The sequence below is a fragment of the Bacillus cereus group sp. MYBK5-2 genome, from assembly GCF_051915685.1.
Taxonomy (GTDB): Bacteria; Bacillota; Bacilli; order Bacillales; family Bacillaceae_G; genus Bacillus_A; species Bacillus_A cereus.
Genome location: NZ_JBQAFE010000004.1, coordinates 192,701 through 216,586, shown reverse-complemented (window position 1 = coordinate 216,586; position 23,886 = coordinate 192,701). Strand labels below are relative to the sequence as shown.

The window sequence follows — 23,886 nt, the reverse complement described above, 5'->3', positions numbered from 1 at the left end:
CATGAAAGAAATTGAATTAAAATTAAAAGGTGAAATAAATAGACTAACAAATAAAACATTTAAATTTGACGAACGTGTTGGAGAAGGGTGGTTCTCTGCCGTTTACTTTTTAAAGACTAGAGAAATCATCGAAGAATTTCGCCCGAAAAGTGTTGTAACGATGCAATTTTTCCAAAAGGAAAATGCAGTTCTTTGCGGAACGGATGAAGTAATTGCATTGCTACAAACATTCGCTAAAAATCCTGAGGAACTTGAGATTAACTCTTTAAAAGATGGCGATAAAATTAGTCCATTTGAAACAGTGTTAACAATTCATGGTCCTTATGAAAATTTCGGATTTTTAGAAGGTGTCATTGATGGGATTTTAGCTCGTCGTACATCGGTTGCGACAAACGTATATAACGTTGTCCAAGCTGCGCGTAGCGTAGATAAAGAAAAACCAGTTATTTTCATGGGAGACCGTGATGATCATTATACACAACAAGCTGGTGACGGTTATGCAGCATACATCGGAGGTATGAGCGCACAAGCGACGCATGCGATGAATGAATGGTGGGGCAAAAGTGGTATGGGGACGATGCCTCACGCATTAATTCAAATGTTTAATGGTGATGTTGTGGAAGCGGCAAAAGCATATCATAAGAAATTCCCAGAAGATGAATTAGTTGTATTAATTGATTACAACAATGATGTCATTACAGATGCACTTCGCGTAGCGCGTGAATTTGGATCAACATTAAAAGGTGTACGTGTAGATACGTCCCGCACGATGATTGATCAATACTTTATTCGCCACCCAGAAGTACTTGGAACATTCGATCCACGTGGTGTAAACCCATCGCTTGTATTCGCACTTCGTAAAGCACTTGATGAAGAAGGATTCCAGCATGTAGACATCGTTGTAACTGGTGGATTTGATGAGAAGCGTATTCGTGAATTTGAAGCTCAAAACGTACCTGTTGACATATACGGGGTAGGAAGTAGCTTATTAAAAATGAATATTGGCTTTACTGGTGATAATGTAGAACTAAATGGGAAACCAGAAGCAAAAGCTGGTCGTAAATATCGTCCAAACCCACGTTTAGAGCGTGTTCAATTAGAAAAAAGAGAAGAGATGTAAAAGAGAGAAAAACTGATAGGTGATTGACCCTATCAGTTTTTCTGTTATCATAGTATAGCGGCTTCTTTTTTGCTATAATGGACTTATTATGGACATATAAAGAAGTACGTACGAGTTTATCCTGATAAGTGAAGGGAAAGAATAACTTCACTACATCAAAAATGTATGATGATTACCAAAATAAGAAAAGATTCATATACTGTCTTATAGATAGGCCGTTGTATTAGTTCGAAATGTTGGAGGTTCTTTAAGATGACAGTTTACCATTTTGTAGGAATTAAAGGAACAGGAATGAGTTCATTAGCGCAAATTCTTCATGATATGAAGCATACTGTTCAAGGGTCTGATTATGAAAAGCGTTTCTTTACACAAACAGCGTTGGAAAAGCGTAGTATCTCGATCCTTCCTTTTGATAAGAATAATGTAGAAGAAGGACAAGTGATTATTGCAGGAAATGCATTTCCTGATACGCATGAAGAAATCGTAGCAGCAAAAGAATTAAACATCCCAGTCCATCGTTACCATCATTTCTTAGGTGACCTGATGAGCCAATACACAAGTGTTGCTGTAACTGGTGCACACGGAAAAACATCAACAACAGGTTTGTTAGCCCATGTAATGCAAGGTGCACACCCAACATCTTACCTTATTGGAGATGGAACAGGGCATGGGGTAGAAAATAGTAAGTATTTTGTATTTGAAGCTTGTGAGTATCGTCGTCATTTCTTGTCTTATAATCCAGACTATGCAATTATGACGAATATTGATTTTGATCATCCAGATTATTTTGCAGACATCAATGATGTATTCAGTGCATTCCAAGAGATGGCATTGCAAGTGAAAAAAGGCATTATTGCATGTGGAGATGATGAAGAACTTCAAAAAATTCAAGCGAAAGTACCTGTTATTTTCTATGGATTTGGAGAAGATAATGATTTCCAAGCACGCAACATTCAAAAGAGAACAGATGGTACGATATTTGATGTATTCGTTCGTAACACGTACTATGATACGTTCAAAATTACAGGATACGGCAATCACAGCGTATTAAATGCGTTAGCAGTAATCGCGCTTTGCCATTATGAAAATGTTGATGTAGAAGCAGTAAAACATCAATTAACAACTTTTGAAGGCGTAAAACGTCGCTTTAATGAAAAGCCGATGGGAGAGCAAGTAATCATCGATGACTACGCACACCATCCGACAGAGATTAATGCAACGATTGAAGCTGCTCGTCAAAAACATCCAGAGCGTGAAATTGTCGCTGTATTCCAGCCACATACATTCTCACGTACAGAAAAGTTCTTAGATGAGTTCGCAGAAAGCCTAAGCAAAGCTGACCAAGTATACTTATGTGATATTTTCGGATCAGCACGTGAAAACAAAGGTGAATTAACAATCGAAGATCTGCAAAAGCGTATTGACGGTGCAGAATTAATTACAGATACAACAACGGATGTATTAAAGAAACATAAAAACGGTGTTCTAATTTTCATGGGCGCAGGTGACATCCAAAAATTCGAAGCGGCTTACGTAAAAGAAGTTCAAGTTGCAGAGAAGTAATAGGAAAGACGCATAGCTTGGCTGTGCGTCTTTTTTATGTTGTCGTGGTTGTGCATTAATGTTGAAACGTCGATATATATGGAGTTGTGTTCGATATATTTCAAAAATCGTTGATATATTGGTACGCGTTTTGAAATGTAAATGTTAGAATAATAAGAAAACTAAAAAGGGGACTAAAAAACATGTTCACACTCCGAGTAGATGACGAAATCGAACTACAATTACTAGAAAAACATCATAAAGAGGAATTATATCAATTATTAGATCAAAACCGTAATCATTTACGAAAATGGCTCCCTTGGGTAGATGGGACAAAATCTGCTGATGCTTATGATGAAATTTTTCCGATGTGGTTAAAGAAGTTTGCAGAGGGAGACGGTTTTGAAAGTGGTATACGTTACAAAGGAAAGCTCGTTGGGATGGTAGGCATTCATCCGGTGAGCTGGGGGAAGAAAGCGACGAGTCTTGGATATTATCTTGCAGAAGATGCTGGCGGGAAAGGTATTATGACGCGTAGCGTAAAGGCTGTACTTCACTATGCATTTGAAAATTTAAAGCTGAATAAAATTGAAATTCGTTGCGGTGTTGGAAATGCAAAGAGCCGCGCAATTCCAGAACGTTTAGGATTTAAGTTAGATGGTATTTTACGAGATGAAGAATGGCTATATGATCATTTTCATGATATCGCTGTATATAGTTTACTAGCTTCAGAATGGAAAGAGATTCGATGAACGAGAAGATTCGTATTGTTCCATATGAAAGTACGTTTCAAGAGGAAGTAGTAGATCTTATCGTTCATATTCAGCAAAAAGAGTATAATGTTTCCATTACGAAAGAAGAGCAACCTGATTTACTTGAAATAGAAACATTCTATCAAAAGGATCACGGAAACTTTTGGGTAGCAATTTATGATGGTAAAGTAGTTGGAACAGTAGCTTTATTAGATATTGAGAATCATCAAGTAGCGCTAAGAAAAATGTTCGTGAAGAAAGAGTTTCGCGGAAAAGAATGGGGCGCATCACATATGTTGCTTCAAACAGCAATTTCGTGGGCTAAGAATAAAAAGCTGAAAGATATTTACTTAGGAACGACAGTGAAATTTTTAGCAGCACATCGTTTTTATGAAAAGAATGGTTTTCAAAGTGTGAGTATAGACGAGTTGCCGAAAAACTTTCCGGTGCTACAGGTAGATAAGAAATTTTATAGGTACATTGTGTAAAAGGTCATTTAGAAATGGCCTTTTTCTATGAACCAAAATGGAAATAGTGGTATAATTTGGAATAGAGGGTGTAGGTATGAACTTTCCAATTCAAAGAAGTAAGTCAGTAGTCATTTTCGTTTGTCTTACGTTAGTTTTTATGTTTATATATCCAATTGTCATGCTTTTCACTAATAAAGCGCATTGGATGTCAGCGTTGATCGGGATGGGTTTATGCTTCATTGTAAATGTACCACTCGTTTGGGAAGTATTTATTAAAAAACATAAAGTAGAAAATGGCGTATTAAAGTACGGTATTTTAAATGATGATATTGTATTAAAAGATGTAAGAATTATACGTCAGGTCGGAAAGTCTCTTGAAATTACGACGAATGCATATAAAGTACATATGGTTGCGATGCCGCAAAATATGGATGAATTCTTGGCGCTTATAGAGAAAGAAAATCCACATGTGAAAATAGAAATGGCAGGGAAGAAATAAAAAACGCTCGGCGAAAATTCCGAGCGTTTTTCATTATTTTAAGTTCTCTGGGTTTAAAGCTTCTAATTCAGGTACAACGAAGCGCCCGTCTTTACGGATTAGTACGTCGTCGAAGTAAATTTCGCCGCCGCCGTATTCAGGGCGTTGGATGCATACTAAGTCCCAATGGATGTTCGAGTTGTTACCGTTCCATGCATCGTCGTAAGCTTGTCCAGGAGTGAAGTGGAAGCTGCCATCGATTTTTTCATCGAATAGGATGTCTCCCATTGGATGTAAGATGTATGGGTTTACGCCGATTGCGAACTCACCAACGTAGCGTGCGCCTTCGTCTGTATCGAAGATTTTGTTAATGCGTTCTGAATCGTTTGCAGTTGCTTCAACGATTTGGCCGTTCTCGAACTTAAGTTGTACATTTTCAAATGTATAACCGTTGTAAGGAGATGGTGTGTTGTAAGAAACTGTACCGTTAACAGAATCACGAACTGGTGCAGAGTATACTTCACCGTCTGGAATGTTTAAATGACCTGAGCATTTAATTGCTGGAATGTCTTTAATAGAGAATGTTAAGTCAGTTCCAGGACCAGTTAAACGAACTTTATCTGTTTTATTCATTAATGTAACAAGGCTGTCCATCGCCTTATCCATTTTACCGTAGTCTAAGTTACATACTTCAAAGTAGAAGTCTTCGAAAGCTTCTGTACTCATTTTAGCAAGCTGTGCCATAGAAGCATTTGGGTAGCGAAGAACAACCCAGCGTGTTTTTGGAACGCGAATGTCTCTATGAACTTTTTTACCAACTGTTTGGCCATGAACTTTCATACGCTCACTTGGAACGTCAGCTTGTTCATTAATATTATCGCCAGAGCGAAGGCCGATATAAGCGTCCATGTCTTTCATTACGCTTGCTTCATATGCAGCGATTTGTTCGAAATGTTCTTCAGTAGCACCCATTAATAAAGAGCGATCTACTTGATGATCTTTTAAAGAGACGAATGGGAAACCACCAGCTGCATATGCTTCTTTTACAAGTGCAGTTACAAGTTCTTTTTGTAAGCCAAAGTTTTCAATTAATACTTTTTCACCTTTTTGTAAGCGGATAGAGTAGTTAATTAAATTGTATGCTAACTTTTCAATACGTGGATCTTTCATATGTAAAGCCTCCCTACTAATTATGTATCCTCTCCTATTGTAACCTACTTAGTGGAATTTGTTGAATGATTTATGTTACAGTTAACGAATAAGTATGAAAATTCTAATGATGAGATAGGGATTAGAATGAAACGGAAAATGATTGTATAATAGGGGAAAGTATGAAAAAGATAAAGGAAGTGATGAAATGCAAGTTCTTTTATATGTAAGTGCGGCTATTATCGCGGTTGCTTTCGCAGTATTAGTAGTGTATGTATGCAGAACGTTGTTATCGGTTCAGAAGACGTTAGAAAACGTTGCAAGCACGTTAGAAGGTTTAGAAAAACAAATGCAAGGAATTAGCGTAGAGACAGAGCAATTATTACATAAAACGAATGCATTAGCTGATGATATTCAACAGAAGTCACAGTCATTAAATAAAGTGGTAGCGGGTGTAGATGGGATTGGAACGACAATCCAATCTTTAAATACGAAGCTTCGTAATGTATCAGACTCTGTAACGGACGAAATTGAAAATAACGCTGATAAAGTAGCGCAAGTTGTACAGTGGAGCAGTGCGGCGATTGAAGTATACAATCATTACCGTGCGTCGAGACAAGAGAAGAAGGTTGAAAAAGAAGAGCGTAAATTAGAAAGAATTGAGAAAAAAGCTGAAAAGAAAGAGAAACGCTCTAGATTTCGTATGAGAGGTGAATCGTGATGAATATGACAAAACTTGAAACAATTGAAGAGCTTGAAGTCTTAGTAGAAAAGAACGAGCCGTATGTTCTTTTTAAACACAGTACGACATGCCCAATTAGTCACGGTGCATACACAGAATTTCAAGCGTATTGCAGCGAAGAAAGAGAAGTACCAGCGTATTACTTATACGTACAAGATGCGAGAGATGTGTCAAATCGTGTTGCAGAACAATACAGTATTAGACATGAATCACCGCAAGTGTTATACATAAAAGATGGGATGGTAGTATGGAATACATCTCATTGGAATATTAAAAAAGATGCTTTAGAAGAGAATATAAAGTAAAAAGAAGCAAGCTAAAGGTGCTTGCTTCTTTTTTTTGTTTTTGTTGAAATATATTTAGTGGTACACTATTAATAGTTCAAACTAAATAACTAGATTGTTGAAAGTAGGTTTTAAGTAATGAAGAAAATGGCATTATCCTTCGCAGTCGTAAGTTTATTACTGGGAGCTTGTAGTAACAATAGTAATACGATTAGTAAGAAGGATGAAGTTATACAAAAAGATACAAAAGAAAAAAGTATGATTCCGAGAACTGCTGTTTCTAAAGATTATTATAGAACTGTTATTCCTTTAAAAGAACAAAAGGTTATTAATACAGCTAATATAAAAACAAATTCTAAATTAGATTTAGCAGAGTATGAAAATGGTTTAATAAATATTGCAACGCAACAATTTGATACAGAGAGTCACGTACTGCAATTGAACCAGTATATTCCAGAGAAACTAATTGATGAACTAGTTGCGAAAGTAGAAGCGCCAGTTTTGACGAATATTATAGAACAAGACTATTTCGGAAAACAGAATTCAAATGAATTAAGTTTATCTGGTGTTATGATTGGCTTAGCTATGTCTTCAAGTGTATCGAATGAAGAGGCTATGTCTAAAGGGACTGAAGTTGCTAAACAACTTATTGAAGCTATTAACAAAAATGATAAGTATAACAAATCTCCAATTACGTTTGCTATCTTTAAGCAAGAAAGTACTAGTTCTTTAAAAAATGGTACGTATATTGCTAGTGCTACTGTTCAAAAGAATGATACGAACCTTGGAAATTGGAGTACAATTGATGAAAAGTCGTATTCATATCCTTCTGATGAATTTACACAAGCACATGGAGAAGATAATACAAAAATAAATAACTTTGCTAAGGAAATAAAAGGTTTTTCTAATGGAGATTTTATTCCAGTCAACGCTAAAGTTTCTTATAAGAAAGATCAAATGGATACATTAAATATGAATATTGTTATTAAATATAACGGTAAAACAGAATTAATGGCTCTTACCCAATTGGCTGCTCAAGGCATGTTAGACAAGTTGCCTAAAGATGCGAAAGTACAATTACAGATCAAGTCTGAGAGTAAAATTGAGGCCGTTATTATAAAAGAGAAAAACAGTGATAAACCGTTTGTTTCCTTCTTGTAAAAAAAGACAGTATGTAAACTGTCTTTTTTTTATTTTAAATGAAAATATATAATGTTTTTTGATAGTAATTCCTTGCTGTATATCGTGTGACAATCGTATATGTATCAGCTATAATAAATTATCTTAAAAAAGTAACATATAGGAATTTGAAAGAGGTGGCTTTCTTATGGCATCACAACAATTAGGTCGTTTACGTTCTGAAATTGATCAACTTAATTTACAAATATTAGAGTTACTAAACAAAAGAGGTCGTCTCGTACAAGAAGTTGGTAATTTAAAAGAAGTACAAGGTGTGAAACGTTTTGATCCTGTACGTGAAAGAAATATGCTGGATTTAATTGCAGAGAATAATAATGGTCCATTTGAAACTTCGACTTTACAACATATTTTCAAACAAATTTTTCAAGCTGGTTTAGAATTACAAGAAGACGATCATCGTAAAGCATTACTTGTTTCTCGTAAGAAAAAAACAGAAGATACGATTGTTGAAATTAATGGTGAAAAAATTGGTGACGGAAATCAGCATTTTATTATGGGACCGTGTGCAGTGGAAAGTTATGAACAAGTACGTCAAGTTGCTGAAGCAATGAAAGGACAAGGTCTGAAATTAATGCGTGGTGGTGCGTTCAAACCACGTACTTCACCGTATGATTTTCAAGGTCTTGGATTAGAGGGATTACAAATTTTGCGCCAGGTAGCAGATGAATATGATTTGGCTGTTATTAGTGAAATTTTAAATCCGAATGATATTGAGATGTCATTAGATTACGTTGATGTTATTCAAATTGGCGCTCGCAATATGCAAAACTTTGATTTGCTAAGGGCAGCTGGTGCTGTAAATAAACCAGTATTATTAAAACGTGGTCTATCAGCAACGATTGAAGAATTCATTAATGCGGCAGAATATATTATGGCAAAGGGAAATGGGAACATTATTTTATGTGAACGAGGTATTCGCACGTATGAAAGAGCGACGCGTAATACGCTTGATATTTCCGCTGTGCCGATTTTAAAGAAAGAAACACATTTACCTGTCGTTGTCGATGTAACGCATTCTACAGGGCGACGTGACCTTCTCTTACCAACTGCAAAAGCAGCGATGGCAATTGGTGCAGACGCAATTATGGCTGAAGTACATCCAGATCCAGCTGTAGCTTTATCTGATGCAGCGCAACAAATGAATATACCGCAGTTCAATGATTTTATGAATGAATTAAAATCATTTGGAAGTAAATTATAAAAACTTTTAATGAGCTGTTCCAAAAAGGCATTTTGGAACAGCTTTCTCCTATTGTATAGCGACTGTCATTGTCGATTTTTGTTGGTAAGTTGATATATTTAAAAAATCGCTGATATAATTAGAGTTGCGGTCGATATATTTGGAAAATCGCTGATATATTTCGAGTTACAGTCGATATATTCGAAAAATCGCCGATATAAATTTCATTTACTATCGTACTGCTTAAAATAAGATTTCTACTAAGGAAACATCTATTTTTTTACAAAAAATGCCCTTTTTTCATAAAAAATACGAAAATACGAGAAAAGAAGCGAATTTTTTCGAAACTTTTGCGGGAAAATATTGTATGAGCCTGCGTTTTTATCGTATCATTAGTAAAAGGAAGAACTCGGGACGATTGGTGGCATCTGCAAATAGAGTTGATGTCTTTTTTTCATTCAAGTAACCGATACATAAAAATAGATAACAAAAATAGAAGGAGTGTGCGATGAGATGAACGTAACAATATATGATGTAGCGCGTGAAGCGAACGTTTCAATGGCTACCGTATCACGCGTTGTGAACGGTAACCCAAATGTAAAGCCTACAACAAGAAAGAAAGTATTAGAAGCAATTGATCGTTTAGGATACCGCCCAAATGCGGTAGCACGTGGACTAGCAAGTAAGAAGACAACTACAGTAGGTGTTATTATTCCTGATATCTCAAATACGTTTTATGCAGAACTAGCTCGTGGAATTGAAGATATCGCAACAATGTACAAATATAACATCATTTTAAGTAACTCTGACCAAAACAAAGAGAAAGAGTTCCATTTATTAAATACGATGCTTGGAAAACAAGTGGACGGAATTGTTTTCATGGGTGAAGATATTACAGACATTCACATTGAAGAATTTAAAAAATCTCCAGTACCAATTGTATTAGCAGCATCATTTGATGAGCAAAATGAAACGCCATCAGTAAATATTGATTATACACAAGCAGCTTATGATGCAATGAAGCACTTTATCGAGCAAGGACATAAACGTATCGGTTTCGTCTCTGGTCCTTTCATTGATAAAGCGGGAAGCGCGAAGAAGTTACAAGGTTATAAAAAAGCTTTAGAAGAAGCAGGTATTTCATATGATGAAAATCTTGTAATCGATGGAGATTACACATATGACTCAGGTATCGAAGCATTCGAAAAGCTTTGGAGCAATGATGAAAAGCCAACAGCAATCTTCGTATCTTCTGATGAAATGGCACTAGGTGTAATCCATGCAGCACAAGACGCTGGATTAAACGTACCAACTGACGTAGAAGTACTTGGTTTCGATAATACACGCCTTGCATTAATGGTTCGTCCGCAGCTTTCAACAGTTGTTCAACCGATGTATGATATCGGTGCAGTAGCAATGCGTCTATTAACAAAGTATATGAACAAAGAAAAAGTGGAAGATCACACTGTTATCTTACCTCACCGTATCCAATTTAGAGATTCAACGAAGTAAGTATAAAAAAGCTCACAGCGATTGCTGTGAGCTTTTATTCGTATTCAGGATAGTATTTTTGTACGACTGCATTTACCATTTCGTCTTTCTTAACGTGTAAAAATCTTGCATACAATTCTTTTCCGGTTTCAAATGGGGTATCGTCTAATTCAAACACATGCAATAGTTTTCGAAACGTCCATGTTATTTGCTGGCCGTACTTATTATCGTACGTATGCTCAGACTGTATAGCGATTTGTTCACCTAGTGCATGAGCTTCTTCCAAACTGTTTGCTTTAACAAGAATAATACTTTCTTCAAAAAGTGTATCGTGATTCTCTTCATAATGCTCATCAATTTTCATAGAATCAGGCTCATCAGAATGAACGGACTCAAATAATAATTTTACAGCGTACATATTATGCAGCATGTTTCACTTTATAAATAATACTTGCGACAAGCGAAGCAGGTATTGTAAATACGTTACTTTGATAATGGTAATGTACTTGGGATTCTTCATAAGACATGTTGTCATATAGTTCGTTTTGTGAGACACTCATTTTTTTCTGTTTTTCTTTGAGCATTTTAATGTAGTTGTACTGTATTGGGACGAGAATGATGAAATAAGCTAATACAATTAGTGAAATCCAAATCATTATGAACACTCCCTTACAAAGAATATTTCTATATAACAATTATATCAATAAAAAGAAAAAATAACCATTTTTTTATTGGAGCTAATTTTCTTCTAGAAATGCGAACAGTTCCTTTTGTTTTTTTAAATTATGATCAATACATGTTCGAGCAACATATTTCAATCCTTGTAATAATGCATCTACGTGAAAAGTATCATAATGAATTGTATTTCCCTCTACCATCGTTTCGTCTTTTTGCAAGTTAATTGATATTTTTAATACAGTTATATTACTTTGTAAATTTACAACTTCGATGTAAAAAAACTGTTTGTCTAAGTCAATCGTAACATAATCGAATCGTTCGGATAGCTCTAATTTACATGTAGTAGTATATTCCAAATGAAAGCCTCCTTATTGTATAAGTGTATGTTATAATGCCTTCGCTATAGGTGGGACTATTCCTTGTTATATGTCACATAAGTGCAAATTTACCTATTATAGGGCAATGTCATGTATAATAGAAAGAAAAGGCTTGTGAGGGGGGGAAAAGAGATGATCGTTCTTTGGATAATTACGCTTTGTATGACTGCTATTTTTGCATATATGACGTTAAAACAAAATGGTTTAAAGCGATTTGTTCCAGGAAGTATTCTTGCAGGAATTGCCCTTATCACGTATGTAATTTCTATTTTTATTGAAAGTGTATCAGTAGATATGAGCACAAGTTTAATGTTTATTGGTATTACACTATTTGCAGGTAGCATTATGGTACTTATGGTTGCTGGTATTATTTTATTTATTCATATGAATTCGGAAACGTTATAGCATATAGAAAAGGCATGTCCCGAGGGGACATGCCTTTTTATCCGTTCAATTATGCTCTATCTTTAGAAGAGTTTTGCTGTTTTAGTAAGTCGCGAATTTCGCCAAGAAGTTCTTCTTCTTTTGTTGGTTCTGGAATTTCTTCCTCTTTTTCTTCTTCTTTTTTAGATGTTAGTTTGTTGAAAACTTTAACAAACATAAAGATAGAAGCTGCGATAATTAAGAAGTCAAAAATTGTTTGGATGAAGTTACCATACATAACAGCAGATTTACCGTATCCAAAGTGTAAACTTGTAAAGTCAACGCCACCTAATACCATACCAAGTAATGGTGTGATGATATCTTTTACTAAAGAACTAACGATTTTACCGAATGCAGCACCGATTACAACCCCGACAGCTAAATCAACGACATTCCCTTTGAAAGCGAATTTTTTAAACTCGTTCCACATGTGTTAATCCCATCCTTTCCACGATTCATTATGAAATTTATAATTCCTATCAACATATTCTATAGAAATTTACGAGAGAAATAAAGAGGGAATGGGAATGAAAGTAAATTCTGAAAAATGTATCCGTTTTAATTTTTGTTTACATCATCTAGTAAAGATTGTAGCATTTGCTGCGTTTTTAATCCTTCTAATCCATCTACAACAGGCTTTGTATCGCCTTGTACACACTTAATAAAATGATGAACAGCATCTTCAAAACCACGTTGTTTTAACGTCGTATCCCATGATGGGGAACCACTTTGTGAAACTGAGTTTTCCTGTTCAATTTCAAATGTATTCATATTTTTTACGCGAATGATTTTCCCTGGCGTTACAAGTTCAATTTGTTCTAAATTTGTACCGGCATGGCGATGCATTGCAGTAGAAAGTAACAGTCCACTTGGAGTTGTATATGTATGATGTCCGTAAAGAAGTTCATTCTTTTCATTGATTTGCATCATATTGTGAACGGTGTTAAGGTCATCATTAGCTAACCAGCGAGCGGTATCTACAATGTGTAAATAATCATCTAACATAGTGAAGTCGTACGTATATGGCCCGACTTTATTTGTACGATGCTTTTCAATTCGAATCCATGAAATATCATTAGCCTGTTCTTTGGCAGCGACATACATAGGAACGAATCTGCGATTAAATCCGACCATTAATTTTCGGTTATACTTCTCGCTCAACTCGACTAGTTGCTCAGCTTGTTCCACTGTATCTGCTAGCGGTTTATCAACATAAACGTCGATCCCTTTTTTTAGAAGTTCAGAAACGATTTCATAATGCGATGCAGTTGAACTATGAACGAAGATTGCATCGCATTCCGAAGCTAACATTTCAATAGAATGAAAGTCTTGAATTCGGTATTGCTGGCAAACTTGTTTTCTTTTCTCTGCGTTAGGTGTAAACGCCCCTACAAAATTCCAATCAGTTTCTTTTGTAAGTGTTGGAAGATAGGCCTTTTGCGCAATACTTCCAAGTCCAATCATCCCAATTTTAGGTTTGTTCATATGTATTCCCACCCTATTCATATTGATATAACGGCTTAAATGTAGCATAGGGTGGGGGAGGAAGGCAAAAATTAGCTTTTTACTTACGGCCTTCTAACAAAATCTTCTCTATCTCCTCAAAGTGATGAGCGCGAGCATGCTCTAACGGGGTAACACCATCATTGTCTGGAATATTTACATCTGCACCGTGCTCAATAAGAAGGCGAATGACTTGTTGCTGTGTTTCGTTTCCGTTACTTAGTACGATGGCTTCCATTAAAGCTGTCCATCCCAGGTTATTTACATGATTTACATCAATATTTGTTCGAGTGAGGAGTTCTTTTATAACGTCAATATAGCCATGTTCTGAAGCTGGGATAAGAGCTGTACCGCCGTAACGATTTGTAATCGTAGGATCTGCACCAGCATCAATTGTTAGCTTTAAAATGTCTAAGTAACCTTCCGCACCGGCGTATAGAAAGGGATTGTTTTTCATGTCATCTTGGATATTTACGTCAGCACCAGCTTCGATAAGTGCCTTTGCGGTTTTTACATCATTTTTGTATGTAGCAATCATAAGCGGGGTGCGTCCTTGACTATCCGTCGCATTTATATTTGCGCCTTGTTTTAGTAAAGATATAACAGTATTCGTTTCATTTTTTTCAGTGGCTGCTAGTAGTGCAGTCTCCATGTTTATCATCTCCTTTTTTACTTCTTGTTCTTGCGAGCATCCTTGTAAAAAAATTACGCAACATATCATACTGAATGTTTTTTTGAACATGGAATTTCAACCTCCTAATTTCAACTGTAAAATAGGAACATTAAATTTTTATAAACTGACGCTAAAATTACTATAAAATCGCTTGAGTAATTGAACATATATTTTTATGCTTATAAATAATAAGGTTTGATAAAGTGAGGATTTAAGATATGTCTATTAAAACAAGGTTTTTATTTTCTTATATTGCTGTTATCCTCGTTTCCATTACGCTTATATTAGTCGCGGGATTTTTAATCGTTTTTTCGATAACAGGTGACTTGGAAGCAGTGAAAAATTTCTATAAAAGTTCTTATATTCAAAAGCCGCTTACACCAGAAGAAGAGAATGCCTATCTTGAGTTGAAGTCAGCAGCTAAACAGCATCAATCTCAATTGTTAGATGAGTCGTTTGTCTCAGCAATAGAAAAAGAGGGTGTGAAAATAGTAGTAAGAAAAGGAGAAACACTTTCATATGCTTCAAACGTATTTGAAAGTGTATCTTTAAAAGAAGCCCTTCCGAAATTTGAATCAGCAAATATTAATAGTCGTGGTACAACGGAACTAGGCGATACATTTTATCGATATGTAAAGTTTGATTTTTATTTTCCTCAGGAAGAAGAGGGAAGTATATTTGTATTAAAAAAGCAAAGTTCATTTGTAGATCTTACACAAAAATTATTTCCAATCTTATTTGTATCTCTCTTACTACTAGCCATTTTACTCATTGGATTATTAAGTTACCTCGTTTCAAGAAGTGTAATAAAACCAATTTTTGTATTGAAAGGCGCAACGGAGAAAATTAAAGAAGGAAATTTAGATTTTCAAATACCAGTTACATCACACGATGAAATAGGACAATTAAATCAAGGATTTGAGGAAATGAGGAAGAGATTAAAAGAATCGATAGAGATGCAAACACAGTATGAAGAAAATAGAAAAGAGCTTATTTCAAACATCTCTCATGACTTAAAAACACCGATTACATCAATTATTGGATATGTAGAAGGAATAAAGGACGGGGTAGCAAATACGCCAGAAAAAATGGATAAGTATTTAACAACTATCCATACGAAAGCAAGACATATGGATACACTTATTGATGAATTATTTTTATTCTCAAAGCTCGATTTGAATCGAGTTCCCTTTCAGTTTGAAACGGTTGAATTGAATACGTTTATGCAAGAGTTAATCGAAGAGATGCAAATGGATTTAAGTAAAGAAGGTATAGAAGTTAACTTACAATTACATGCATCACCATTATATGTAACGGCTGATTGCGAAAAGATCAATAGAGTTATATCAAATTTAATTCATAATAGTGTGAAATACATGGATAAAGAAGAGAAGAAAATTACTGTAACAGTATCGAGTGATAATAATAAAGTTATTGTGAAAGTGATGGACAATGGATCAGGTATAGAATCTGATACGCTACCTTATATCTTTGAACGTTTTTATCGTGCAGAACAATCGCGGAATTCTAGCACAGGTGGAAGTGGACTTGGTTTAGCAATAGCGAAGCAAATTGTTGAAGAACATGGCGGGGAAATTTGGGCGGAAAGCGAGCTTGGTAAAGGCACAAGCATTTTCTTCTCATTGGAAAAAGTAGAGGAATGTGGTGAGTAAATTGAAAAGAATTTTACTAATAGAAGATGAAGTAAGTATTGCAGAATTACAGCGAGATTATTTAGAAATTAATGATTTCCAAGTTGATGTAGAGCATTCAGGAGAAATAGGTTTACAAACAGCCTTGCAAGAAGACTATGATTTAATTATTTTAGATATTATGCTTCCGAAAATGAACGGATTCGAAATTTGTAAACAAATACGTGCTGTAAAAGATATTCCGATTCTACTTGTTTCAGCAAAAAAAGAAGATATAGATAAAATTCGCGGACTCGGATTAGGAGCGGATGATTATATAACGAAACCGTTTAGCCCGAGTGAATTAGTCGCAAGAGTAAAAGCGCATATTGCCCGTTATGAAAGATTATTAGGAAATGTAAGTAAGCAACGTGATACGTTATATATTCACGGAATTTCTATCGATCAACGAGCGAGAAAAGTTTTTATAAACAATGAAGAAGTGGCATTTACAACGAAGGAATTTGATTTATTAACATTCTTTGTAACACATCCAAACCAAGTATTAAATAAAGAACAGTTATTTGAACGCATTTGGGGACTAGACTCAGCTGGTGATTTAGCTACTGTTGTTGTTCACATTAGAAAACTACGTGAAAAAATTGAAAGAGATCCTGCTCACCCGCAATATATTGAAACAGTATGGGGAGCTGGTTATCGTTTTAACGTGTAATATACCTGCCGAGTAATTGGCAGGTTTTTTGTATGTTATTCGAATGAAAAGGAAGGAATAGGTAATTTATGTTAAAATGTAAAGAGAAACAAAACAGAGGAGAGCATAGGGAGCGAGCTATATGTTGGGGGATATATTAAAAGATAATAAATCAAATAAGACTTTAAAGATTGGAACTAATATCGTACTTATCTTATTGATTATTGGTGCAATACAAATGTTTTATGATGAAGATTCTACGAATGATCATTTCGGTTGGTTCTTTTTTGCGATCTTTTGGGTAATTAAAAGCATTTCTAGCTCTAAGGTAAGTTTAAAAGATAGAGATAAAAAGTCGGTATTACTTGATGTGGGTTTAGTGGTTATTTCTTTTGTTTTTTTAGTTGTTTTTAGTGTGAAATATTTCTTTTGAAAAAAGCTCATAGTCGTATAGAGGCTATGAGCTTTTTGTCAGTGTTTAGGTTTTCTTAATAATAATGGTACTAACGATTTATAAAATGTTTGAGTAGTAGAAGTAAACTGAGCAGCTTCTTCTAAAAAAGGATAATGGTTGCTATTTTCGAATGGAATGAAGATAGAATTACGTATTCCATCATGTATCTCGATAGAATATTGAATCGGGCACTGTACATCATATCTTCCGCATATAATAAGTGTCTTTGTTTGGATGGAAGGTAAATTCTCTCTTAAATCAAATGAAGGATATTCATTGGCGAAAGCATTCATCCGGCTAATGGACATTGTTTTATTGATTGGCTTATCAAAATAAGAGTTGTAGTTTTCTGGTTTATACAATGATAATTTTGTTCTCTTAGTAGCTAGTTCTTTCCGTTCTTCATCTGTAAGGTGAGGGCTTTTTAAGTTTTCGATGAGTTGTTGCATATAATGAAACTGTGGATGTGCTGGGTGATAAATACAAAATGGTGTTTCGGTATAGTTACTTGCTGCAGCTCCTGCTACGACTAATGGTTGTAAGGAATTTGGATATGTAATCGCATATAAAAGTCCAAGCATACCACCTGTTGAATGACCAGCGAAATGCCATGTTGGAAGTTGTAATGCTTCTCGTATGGCTTCCAAGTCGTGGATTGTTTCAATCATGCTTAATTCTTTTTCTGAATTGGCTTTTAACGAGTTACCAGCGTCTCGTAAATTAATGAGAAATACACGATGCGTAGCAGTAAAAACATCCGCAAAGTAATCACCAGTTTCATTAAATTGTGAATAGTGATGTGTAATACAAAGCGATTCGCCATCTCCTTTTGTAAAGAGTTCAAATGTACCACGTTTCGTGTGGATCATTTGTCGTTTCCACATAATATCACTACCTTTTCTCATAAAAGTTGGGCCAGGCTGTTATGAAATGAAAATATATCGGCGCATTTCGAAATATATCAGCGATTATTAAAATATATCGACTTACCGACAGAAACCGACAATAAATAAAAGGAGGCTATTCAAAAACGAGCCTCCTTTTCGTTTAGTACAAAGATTTTGTCATATTATTCCGAATAATTTCAAGGGATTTCGCTACAGTTAATGCGTTTTTTTCTTCAATTTCTGGTTTACGGGGGATAGGTTTATACATGTTGTCTGGATCTTCCCATGTGAGGGGAAGTTCTGTTTCTGCTTGTCCTTTCCAAGCTTCAATCCATTCTGGAGGGAGATAACCTGAGATGTTTTGGATGTTGTTCATTTCGAGCCAAATGAGTGCCCAAGCTCTTGGAACGACGCGCCAGTGATCATAGCCACCGCCACCGACAGCGATCCAGCGACCGTCGCAATATTCATTAGCAATTTCACGAGCTAGCTTCGGTATTTCACGGTAAATATTCATTGTCGCACAAAGATGTGTAAGTGGGTCATAATAATGTGCGTCAGCACCATTTTGCGTTAAAATAATATCCGGTTTAAAGTACGCTGCAACTTCTTTTACAACAGTTCGATATGATTTTAAGAACGATTCATCTTCTGTAAAAGCATCGAGTGGAACGTTAAAAGAATAACTATAGCCATTACCTTGTCCGCGTTCATTTACAGCGCCAGTTCCAGGAAATAAATAGCGACCAGTTTCATGTAATGAAATGGTGCATACGTTAGGGTCATCATAAAACGACCACTGTACGCCATCACCGTGATGAGCATCTGTATCAATATATAAGACGCGTAAACCGTATTTCTTTTGAATATATTTCATTGCGATAGAACTGTCGTTATAAATACAAAAGCCAGATGCTTTGCCGCGAAAGCCGTGATGTAAGCCGCCGCCCAAATTAAGCGCGTGCTTTACTTTCCCAGAAAGAACAGCATCGACAGCTGTTAATGTACCACCAACGAGCAATGCGCTTGCTTCGTGCATATTTGGGAACATCGGTGTATCTTCTGTTCCGAGTCCATATGTCATCGCAATTGATTTTTCTAACTTTCCTTCTCCAGCACGTTTTACCGCATTTATGTACTCCTCTGTATGAACGTAGGCGATTTCTTCATCTGTAGCCGTCCGTGGTGAGATGATTTGAGAGGGAGAGATGAAACCGCCCTTTTGTAATAAATCATACGTAAGTGTGACGCGCAGTTGGTTAAAAGGATGATCAGGGCTAAATGAATAGCCCCGAAAGTCATCCGAATAAATAAACGCGCTACTCATGCCTGCATCCCCATGATGTTTGGCCATAATACGCGGTAGCCTTCTGCTTCAAGTGCATCAATCACTTTTAGAGGATTCATCGTTTGAATGCGGAAAACGAGTACTTTATCATTCTCATCTTTTGCTGGATAGACGAGAACGCTCACGATATTTATTTGTAAATCACTAAAAATAGCAACGACTTTTCCAAGAATACCAGGTTCGTTTTTTACTTGAATTTCAATTTGCGAACTTGGTTGATGTGCTCCTGTTAATTTTACTAACGTGTGTAATACTGTAGATTCAGAAATGATTCCAACTAACTTCCCGGCCTTTGTAACAGGAAGACAGCCAATTTTATTTTCAAAAAATAAAGTAGCAATTTCCTCAACGAAATCGAGAGGATGGCAAGTCATAACAGGATGTTTCATAATAAGTTCGAGCGGTTGCTGTAGCATATCGAGTGAAACTTGTTCATCTAGAATAGACGGACTTGCATCTCTTACATCCCGATCAGAAATAATGCCTACGACGTGATTATTTTGATCGACAATTGGAATGTGCCGAATGCCTTTCGTGCGTATCGTTCGGATTGCTGTTTCGATTGTATCGTTTGGATGTAATGTAACTACATTTTGATTCATAATTTCTTCTACAATCATTCCAGTTGCCCCCTTTATTAATACATAAAACGATTGTGAAAACGTAGACGATCAAAAGCTTGAATAGAATCCGTATCAACGCGTTTACCGATGCGGACCATTAAACAGTTGGCAGGATGTGAACAAATTTCAGGATCGTCTGTAGCCATCCATTGTAACCCGCCAGCATTCATCATCTTCTCCATTACTTTTCGGTATTCCCACACATTCAATCCTGTTTGTTTCAAATCCCAGTGCCAATAATATTCAGTCGTCAATATAATGTAATCTTCCATATAATCGTCCATCATAGAAACCTCTAGTAAGTTCTTTCCGACAGAACTCCCGCGGAAGGCTGGGACTACTTCAATTGCCCCAAGCTCAATTAAGTTTTCCATTTTTCCTTCTGACCATCGTTCAAGTGGATCAGGATACAAGTATGTAACATATCCAACAATTGTTTGGTCATGTCTAGCAATAATGAGACGAGCTTCTGGTAATTTAGAAATTTCGACAATTGCTTTATATTGTTGCTCGGCAGGACGAAACGCAATTAAGTCTGGATGAAACTCATACATTTCTAAGTTATGTGTAGAGACAGGACCTTCAATAATTAAAGTGCCTTTCGCTGTTTTTAAGTTTCTAGCATTATATATTTTTTTATGAATCAATGTATTGCTCACCACCTTGAGGGTTTGTGAATCTATTAATATCGTACTTTATAATATATGCGATGTGAATCGAAATTTGTCATTAAAAATTTGTCTAAAAATCAACAAATATACTGAAAATTTTAAATAATGTTATTATAATAGATAATAGAATACATAGGAGGGGGATGTAAAGTATGAAAGTAGAAACGCTTCCTGTCATTAAAGGAGAAAATAATTTGCCGAATTATGATGAGGCATACGCGAATTTTAACTGGGAAGAGGTTAATAAAAACTTTACTTGGAATGAAACAGGCCGAGTAAATATGGCGTATGAGGCAATTGATAAGCATGCGAAATCCGATCGAAAGAATAAAGTAGCTCTTTATTATCAAGATGGATCGCGAAAAGAGAAATATACATTTAAGGAAATGAAGGATTTTTCTAATAAAGCAGGAAACGTCCTTAAGAATTATGGCGATGTAGAAAAAGGCGATCGCGTTTTTATTTTTATGCCACGTTCTCCAGAGTTATATTTCGCACTTTTAGGTGCAGTGAAATTAGGAGCAATTGTTGGACCGCTATTTGAAGCATTTATGGAAGGCGCAGTTCGCGATCGCTTAGAAGATAGCGAAGCAAAGGTGTTAATTACAACGCCTGAATTATTAGAGCGCGTACCATTAAATGATTTACCGGCTTTAAAAACAGTTTTCCTTGTTGGAGATAATGTAGAAGAAGGCGGTAAAACGGTAGCATTCAATCCGTTATTTGAACAAGCTTCAAAAGAATTACATATTGAATGGTTAGGCCGTGAAGACGGTTTGATTCTACATTACACGTCTGGTTCTACTGGTAAGCCAAAAGGTGTGCTTCATGCGCAAAACGCAATGGTTCAGCACTATCAAACGGCGAAGTGGGTATTAGATTTAAAAGAAGACGATGTATATTGGTGTACTGCTGACCCGGGCTGGGTAACTGGAACAGCTTACGGTATTTTCGCACCGTGGTTAGTTGGAGCGTCAAATGTTATTTTAGGTGGACGCTTTAGTCCAGAAGCTTGGTATGAAGCACTGCAAGATTACGGTGTGACGGTTTGGTACAGCGCACCAACAGCATTCCGTATGTTAATGGGAGCTGGACAAGACGCAATTAAAAAATATGACTTATCACAAGTTCGTCACGTATTAAGCGTTGGTGAGCCGTTAAATCCAGAAGTAATTCGCTGGGGTATGAATGCATTTGGACTTCGTATTCATGATACGTGGTGGATGACAGAAACAGGTGGACAAGTAATTTGTAACTACCCTTGTATGGAAATCCGTCCAGGTTCAATGGGTAAACCAATTCCAGGTGTGAAAGCAGCGATTGTTGATAATGAAGGAAATGAAGTGCCTCCTTACACAATGGGTAACTTAGCAATTGCGAAAGGTTGGCCATCTATGATGCGCGGGATCTGGAATAACCAGCAAAAATATGAATCTTATTTCATGCCGGGAGATTGGTACGTATCAGGTGACTCTGCCTATATGGATGAAGATGGATACTTCTGGTTCCAAGGGCGTATTGACGATGTAATTATGACGTCAGGTGAGCGCGTTGGTCCGTTTGAAGTAGAAAGTAAATTAATTGAGCACGCTGCTGTTGCAGAAGCTGGTGTAATTGGTATTCCTGATCCGGTGCGCGGCGAAATTATTAAAGCATTTATCGCACTTCGAGCAGGATACGAACCATCTGATGAATTAAAAGAAGAAATTCGTCAATTTGTAAAGAAAGGCCTAGCAGCTCATGCAGCGCCACGACAAATTGAATTTAGAGATAAATTACCGAAAACGAGAAGTGGTAAAATTATGCGCCGCGTATTAAAAGCGTGGGAGCTGAATTTACCAACAGGTGACTTATCAACGATGGAAGATTAAGAGAGAAAGGTCTGAACGAAATAACGTTCAGACCTTTCTTTTTGTGAATAGTAAAGGAGATAAGGTATATGAAGATACCAATTTTAGAAGGAGACATAGTATATTTACGTTCTGTAGAACCCGAAAAAGATTACACCGAATGGTATGAGGTAATGAAGGATCCTGATATGCATCATTGGACAGGGAATACAATCCCGAAAGATAGTAATGAGGTTAAAGAGCTGTTACACACTTATAAAGATTTGAAGGATATCATGGCTTGGTCAATTATAATGAAACAATCAAAGAAAATGATAGGGACATATTGGATCGCTATACCAACGATGAATGAAAATAAAAAGTTAATTGTAAGTTCAGAGGCCCAGCGGATTGCGCGTGAATTTTGGCGTGCAGGTGTCAATCGAGAAGCAAGAAATTTAATATATAATTATATATTTTTAACTCTACAAGTGGATGAAGTTCATGCGCAGGCTTGGGATAATAATATAAATTCATGCAAATCTATGGAGAAAATCGGATTTAAATTAGAGAAACAAGTGAAACGCCCATTCCCTAAATACGATAAAATATTTTTGGAAAACCATTATGTGTTATCAAAAAAGGACTGGCTTGCATAAAAGGCTATGGTTGAAAAAAATATTTGTTGATGTAAAATAAAAGTAAAACTTATATATACGAGTTAAAGGGGATAATAAAATGACAACAGAAAAAGAAAAGATGATACATGGGGAAATGTACATACCGGCTGATCCAGTTTTAGTACAAGAGAGGGAGCAAGCACGTATATTAACGAGAAAATTAAATGATACGCCAGAAGAGCAATTAAAAGAGCGTAGCGAAATCGTAAAAGAATTATTCGGAACGACAGGAGATAATATTCATCTTGAATCTTCTTTTAGATGTGATTACGGCTATAACATTCATGTCGGTGAAAATTTTTACGCGAACTTTGACTGTACGATTTTAGACGTATGCCCGGTAACAATCGGAGTGAACTGTATGTTAGCTCCAGGTGTTCACATTTATACAGCAACGCACCCACTTGATCCGGTAGAGCGTATAAGCGGATCAGAATACGGAAAACCAGTTACAATTGGCGATAACGTATGGATTGGCGGAAGAGCAATTATTAATCCAGGTGTAACAATTGGAGACAATGCGGTGATCGCATCTGGTGCTGTCGTAACGAAAGATGTGCCTAATAATGTAGTAGTTGGCGGGAATCCTGCAAAGATTATAAAAAAACTAAAATAATATTTGAACGAAGTGCCTTCCTCGTCTGTATACATTTATGAAAGAATAGATGAGGGAGGCTTTTATATGTCTAATAAATTACTTCTTGCGACGTTGTAAAGGATTGACAAGAAGGGAAACCTGACCTCTATTTGACACGCCTATATAAATGATGGTATAAAGAAAAGTATATGAATAATTGAGCGTGGAAAGGGAGAAGTAGTGATCATTTCCCTGTTTTAGAGAGCTGATGGCCGGTGAAAATCAGCACATAGATGATCGCGAATTACGCCCCTAGAGCATCTTTTTTCGATTGAATTGTATTCAAAAGGGAAGAGACGGTGCTAAGCCGTTATGTAAATAAGGTGGTAGGCTTTTTTTGGTCTACAACTAG

28 protein-coding genes and 1 other annotated feature (1 of these 29 running past the window's edge) are annotated in these 23,886 nt (G+C 36.1%); of the genes, 17 read left to right on the top strand and 11 right to left on the bottom strand.

The features are described from left to right. Position 1 precedes the first annotated feature (1 nt). The 5 genes from ACTFP3_RS16845 (at position 2) to ACTFP3_RS16825 (ending at position 4,383) form a co-directional block, all read left to right on the top strand. Positions 2 to 1,120, top strand: a complete 1,119-nt coding sequence (locus ACTFP3_RS16845) for a nicotinate phosphoribosyltransferase (protein ID WP_000658370.1) — start codon at positions 2 to 4, stop codon at positions 1,118 to 1,120. 252 nt (positions 1,121 to 1,372) lie between these two features. Continuing rightward, complete coding sequence (murC, locus tag ACTFP3_RS16840; RefSeq protein WP_000219468.1) at positions 1,373 to 2,683, top strand: UDP-N-acetylmuramate--L-alanine ligase; 1,311 nt, start codon at positions 1,373 to 1,375, stop codon at positions 2,681 to 2,683. 182 nt (positions 2,684 to 2,865) lie between these two features. Then, positions 2,866 to 3,414: a GNAT family N-acetyltransferase gene (locus ACTFP3_RS16835; RefSeq protein ID WP_000494681.1), complete on the top strand. Its 549-nt coding sequence runs from the start codon at positions 2,866 to 2,868 to the stop codon at positions 3,412 to 3,414. Beyond that, on the top strand, positions 3,411 to 3,902 hold the full coding sequence (locus ACTFP3_RS16830; RefSeq protein ID WP_326036143.1) for a GNAT family N-acetyltransferase: 492 nt from the start codon (positions 3,411 to 3,413) through the stop codon (positions 3,900 to 3,902). The genes ACTFP3_RS16835 and ACTFP3_RS16830 overlap by 4 nt, the downstream gene beginning before the upstream one ends. Positions 3,903 to 3,978: 76 nt before the next feature. After that, positions 3,979 to 4,383 carry a PH domain-containing protein gene (locus ACTFP3_RS16825; RefSeq protein ID WP_001010642.1) on the top strand — a complete coding sequence of 135 codons (405 nt, stop codon included), beginning with the start codon at positions 3,979 to 3,981 and terminating at the stop codon, positions 4,381 to 4,383. A gap of 33 nt (positions 4,384 to 4,416) precedes the next feature. Here the strand turns inward: ACTFP3_RS16825 and ACTFP3_RS16820 are convergent, their stop codons facing one another. Then, a complete protein-coding gene (locus ACTFP3_RS16820; protein WP_000654729.1) occupies positions 4,417 to 5,532 on the bottom strand; it encodes an aminopeptidase in 1,116 nt (371 codons plus the stop codon). Positions 5,533 to 5,719: 187 nt separating this feature from the next. Between ACTFP3_RS16820 and ACTFP3_RS16815 the strand changes: the two genes are divergently transcribed. From ACTFP3_RS16815 to ccpA, 5 genes are all read left to right on the top strand, one after another. Beyond that, positions 5,720 to 6,232, top strand: coding sequence for a DUF948 domain-containing protein (locus tag ACTFP3_RS16815; protein WP_001197720.1), 513 nt, complete (start codon positions 5,720 to 5,722; stop codon positions 6,230 to 6,232). Further along, complete coding sequence (gene ytxJ, locus ACTFP3_RS16810; protein ID WP_001057469.1) at positions 6,232 to 6,558, top strand: bacillithiol system redox-active protein YtxJ; 327 nt, start codon at positions 6,232 to 6,234, stop codon at positions 6,556 to 6,558. The genes ACTFP3_RS16815 and ytxJ overlap by 1 nt, the downstream gene beginning before the upstream one ends. A 117-nt stretch (positions 6,559 to 6,675) precedes the next feature. Then, on the top strand, positions 6,676 to 7,698 hold the full coding sequence (locus tag ACTFP3_RS16805; protein WP_000738025.1) for a CamS family sex pheromone protein: 1,023 nt from the start codon (positions 6,676 to 6,678) through the stop codon (positions 7,696 to 7,698). Between the two features lie 166 nt (positions 7,699 to 7,864). Next, on the top strand, positions 7,865 to 8,938 hold the full coding sequence (locus ACTFP3_RS16800; protein ID WP_000168214.1) for a bifunctional 3-deoxy-7-phosphoheptulonate synthase/chorismate mutase: 1,074 nt from the start codon (positions 7,865 to 7,867) through the stop codon (positions 8,936 to 8,938). Positions 8,939 to 9,430: 492 nt separating this feature from the next. Continuing rightward, positions 9,431 to 10,429 (top strand): catabolite control protein A, encoded by a 999-nt coding sequence (gene ccpA / locus ACTFP3_RS16795; protein ID WP_001103297.1) that lies wholly within the window; start codon positions 9,431 to 9,433, stop codon positions 10,427 to 10,429. A gap of 34 nt (positions 10,430 to 10,463) precedes the next feature. On the opposite strand, the gene ACTFP3_RS16790 is transcribed toward ccpA, so the two are convergent. The 3 genes from ACTFP3_RS16790 to dhp61 form a co-directional block, all read right to left on the bottom strand. Continuing rightward, the gene (locus tag ACTFP3_RS16790; RefSeq protein WP_326036142.1) at positions 10,464 to 10,826 is read right to left on the bottom strand and encodes a DUF4288 domain-containing protein; all 363 of its coding nucleotides are present in this window, start codon (positions 10,824 to 10,826) and stop codon (positions 10,464 to 10,466) included. A gap of 1 nt (position 10,827) precedes the next feature. Continuing rightward, on the bottom strand, positions 10,828 to 11,064 hold the full coding sequence (locus ACTFP3_RS16785; RefSeq protein ID WP_000637902.1) for a DUF3949 domain-containing protein: 237 nt from the start codon (positions 11,062 to 11,064) through the stop codon (positions 10,828 to 10,830). A gap of 81 nt (positions 11,065 to 11,145) precedes the next feature. Next, on the bottom strand, positions 11,146 to 11,442 hold the full coding sequence (gene dhp61 / locus ACTFP3_RS16780; RefSeq protein ID WP_440010855.1) for a protein Dhp61: 297 nt from the start codon (positions 11,440 to 11,442) through the stop codon (positions 11,146 to 11,148). A gap of 153 nt (positions 11,443 to 11,595) precedes the next feature. Between dhp61 and ACTFP3_RS16775 the strand changes: the two genes are divergently transcribed. Continuing rightward, complete coding sequence (locus ACTFP3_RS16775) at positions 11,596 to 11,868, top strand: DUF3917 domain-containing protein (protein ID WP_000636589.1); 273 nt, start codon at positions 11,596 to 11,598, stop codon at positions 11,866 to 11,868. Positions 11,869 to 11,917: 49 nt separating this feature from the next. Here the strand turns inward: ACTFP3_RS16775 and mscL are convergent, their stop codons facing one another. The 3 genes from mscL to ACTFP3_RS16760 all read right to left on the bottom strand — a co-directional run bounded on the left by mscL (position 11,918) and on the right by ACTFP3_RS16760 (position 14,131). Continuing rightward, complete coding sequence (gene mscL / locus ACTFP3_RS16770; RefSeq protein ID WP_000267011.1) at positions 11,918 to 12,316, bottom strand: large conductance mechanosensitive channel protein MscL; 399 nt, start codon at positions 12,314 to 12,316, stop codon at positions 11,918 to 11,920. A gap of 128 nt (positions 12,317 to 12,444) precedes the next feature. Then, a complete protein-coding gene (locus tag ACTFP3_RS16765; RefSeq protein ID WP_440010853.1) occupies positions 12,445 to 13,371 on the bottom strand; it encodes a Gfo/Idh/MocA family protein in 927 nt (308 codons plus the stop codon). A gap of 79 nt (positions 13,372 to 13,450) precedes the next feature. After that, positions 13,451 to 14,131: an ankyrin repeat domain-containing protein gene (locus ACTFP3_RS16760; RefSeq protein ID WP_000474110.1), complete on the bottom strand. Its 681-nt coding sequence runs from the start codon at positions 14,129 to 14,131 to the stop codon at positions 13,451 to 13,453. A 149-nt stretch (positions 14,132 to 14,280) separates the two neighbouring features. On the opposite strand from ACTFP3_RS16760, the gene ACTFP3_RS16755 reads away from it, so the two are divergent. From ACTFP3_RS16755 to ACTFP3_RS16745, 3 genes are all read left to right on the top strand, one after another. Continuing rightward, positions 14,281 to 15,735 carry a sensor histidine kinase gene (locus tag ACTFP3_RS16755; RefSeq protein ID WP_017674374.1) on the top strand — a complete coding sequence of 485 codons (1,455 nt, stop codon included), beginning with the start codon at positions 14,281 to 14,283 and terminating at the stop codon, positions 15,733 to 15,735. Between the two features lies 1 nt (position 15,736). Next, a complete protein-coding gene (locus ACTFP3_RS16750) occupies positions 15,737 to 16,426 on the top strand; it encodes a response regulator transcription factor (RefSeq protein WP_001986686.1) in 690 nt (229 codons plus the stop codon). 121 nt (positions 16,427 to 16,547) lie between these two features. Then, a complete protein-coding gene (locus tag ACTFP3_RS16745; protein ID WP_000900161.1) occupies positions 16,548 to 16,838 on the top strand; it encodes a hypothetical protein in 291 nt (96 codons plus the stop codon). Positions 16,839 to 16,876: 38 nt separating this feature from the next. Here the strand turns inward: ACTFP3_RS16745 and ACTFP3_RS16740 are convergent, their stop codons facing one another. The 4 genes from ACTFP3_RS16740 to acuA form a co-directional block, all read right to left on the bottom strand. Further along, on the bottom strand, positions 16,877 to 17,764 hold the full coding sequence (locus tag ACTFP3_RS16740; protein ID WP_440010851.1) for an alpha/beta fold hydrolase: 888 nt from the start codon (positions 17,762 to 17,764) through the stop codon (positions 16,877 to 16,879). A 142-nt stretch (positions 17,765 to 17,906) separates the two neighbouring features. Then, complete coding sequence (gene acuC / locus ACTFP3_RS16735; RefSeq protein ID WP_000092832.1) at positions 17,907 to 19,073, bottom strand: acetoin utilization protein AcuC; 1,167 nt, start codon at positions 19,071 to 19,073, stop codon at positions 17,907 to 17,909. Continuing rightward, positions 19,070 to 19,714 (bottom strand): acetoin utilization AcuB family protein, encoded by a 645-nt coding sequence (locus ACTFP3_RS16730; protein ID WP_000634583.1) that lies wholly within the window; start codon positions 19,712 to 19,714, stop codon positions 19,070 to 19,072. Before ACTFP3_RS16730 ends, acuC begins: the two co-directional genes overlap by 4 nt. 17 nt (positions 19,715 to 19,731) lie before the next feature. After that, positions 19,732 to 20,364 carry an acetoin utilization protein acetyltransferase AcuA gene (acuA, locus tag ACTFP3_RS16725; protein WP_000581388.1) on the bottom strand — a complete coding sequence of 211 codons (633 nt, stop codon included), beginning with the start codon at positions 20,362 to 20,364 and terminating at the stop codon, positions 19,732 to 19,734. Between the two features lie 176 nt (positions 20,365 to 20,540). Here acuA and acsA point away from each other — a divergent pair, with 176 nt between their 5' ends. From acsA to ACTFP3_RS16710, 3 genes are all read left to right on the top strand, one after another. Beyond that, complete coding sequence (gene acsA, locus ACTFP3_RS16720) at positions 20,541 to 22,259, top strand: acetate--CoA ligase (RefSeq protein WP_000862049.1); 1,719 nt, start codon at positions 20,541 to 20,543, stop codon at positions 22,257 to 22,259. A 68-nt stretch (positions 22,260 to 22,327) separates the two neighbouring features. Continuing rightward, the gene (locus tag ACTFP3_RS16715; RefSeq protein ID WP_071740272.1) at positions 22,328 to 22,876 is read left to right on the top strand and encodes a GNAT family N-acetyltransferase; all 549 of its coding nucleotides are present in this window, start codon (positions 22,328 to 22,330) and stop codon (positions 22,874 to 22,876) included. Between the two features lie 79 nt (positions 22,877 to 22,955). After that, positions 22,956 to 23,513 (top strand): maltose acetyltransferase domain-containing protein, encoded by a 558-nt coding sequence (locus ACTFP3_RS16710; protein ID WP_071740273.1) that lies wholly within the window; start codon positions 22,956 to 22,958, stop codon positions 23,511 to 23,513. Positions 23,514 to 23,689: 176 nt separating this feature from the next. Then, positions 23,690 to 23,886: a binding site (T-box leader), on the top strand; it runs 33 nt beyond the window's last position.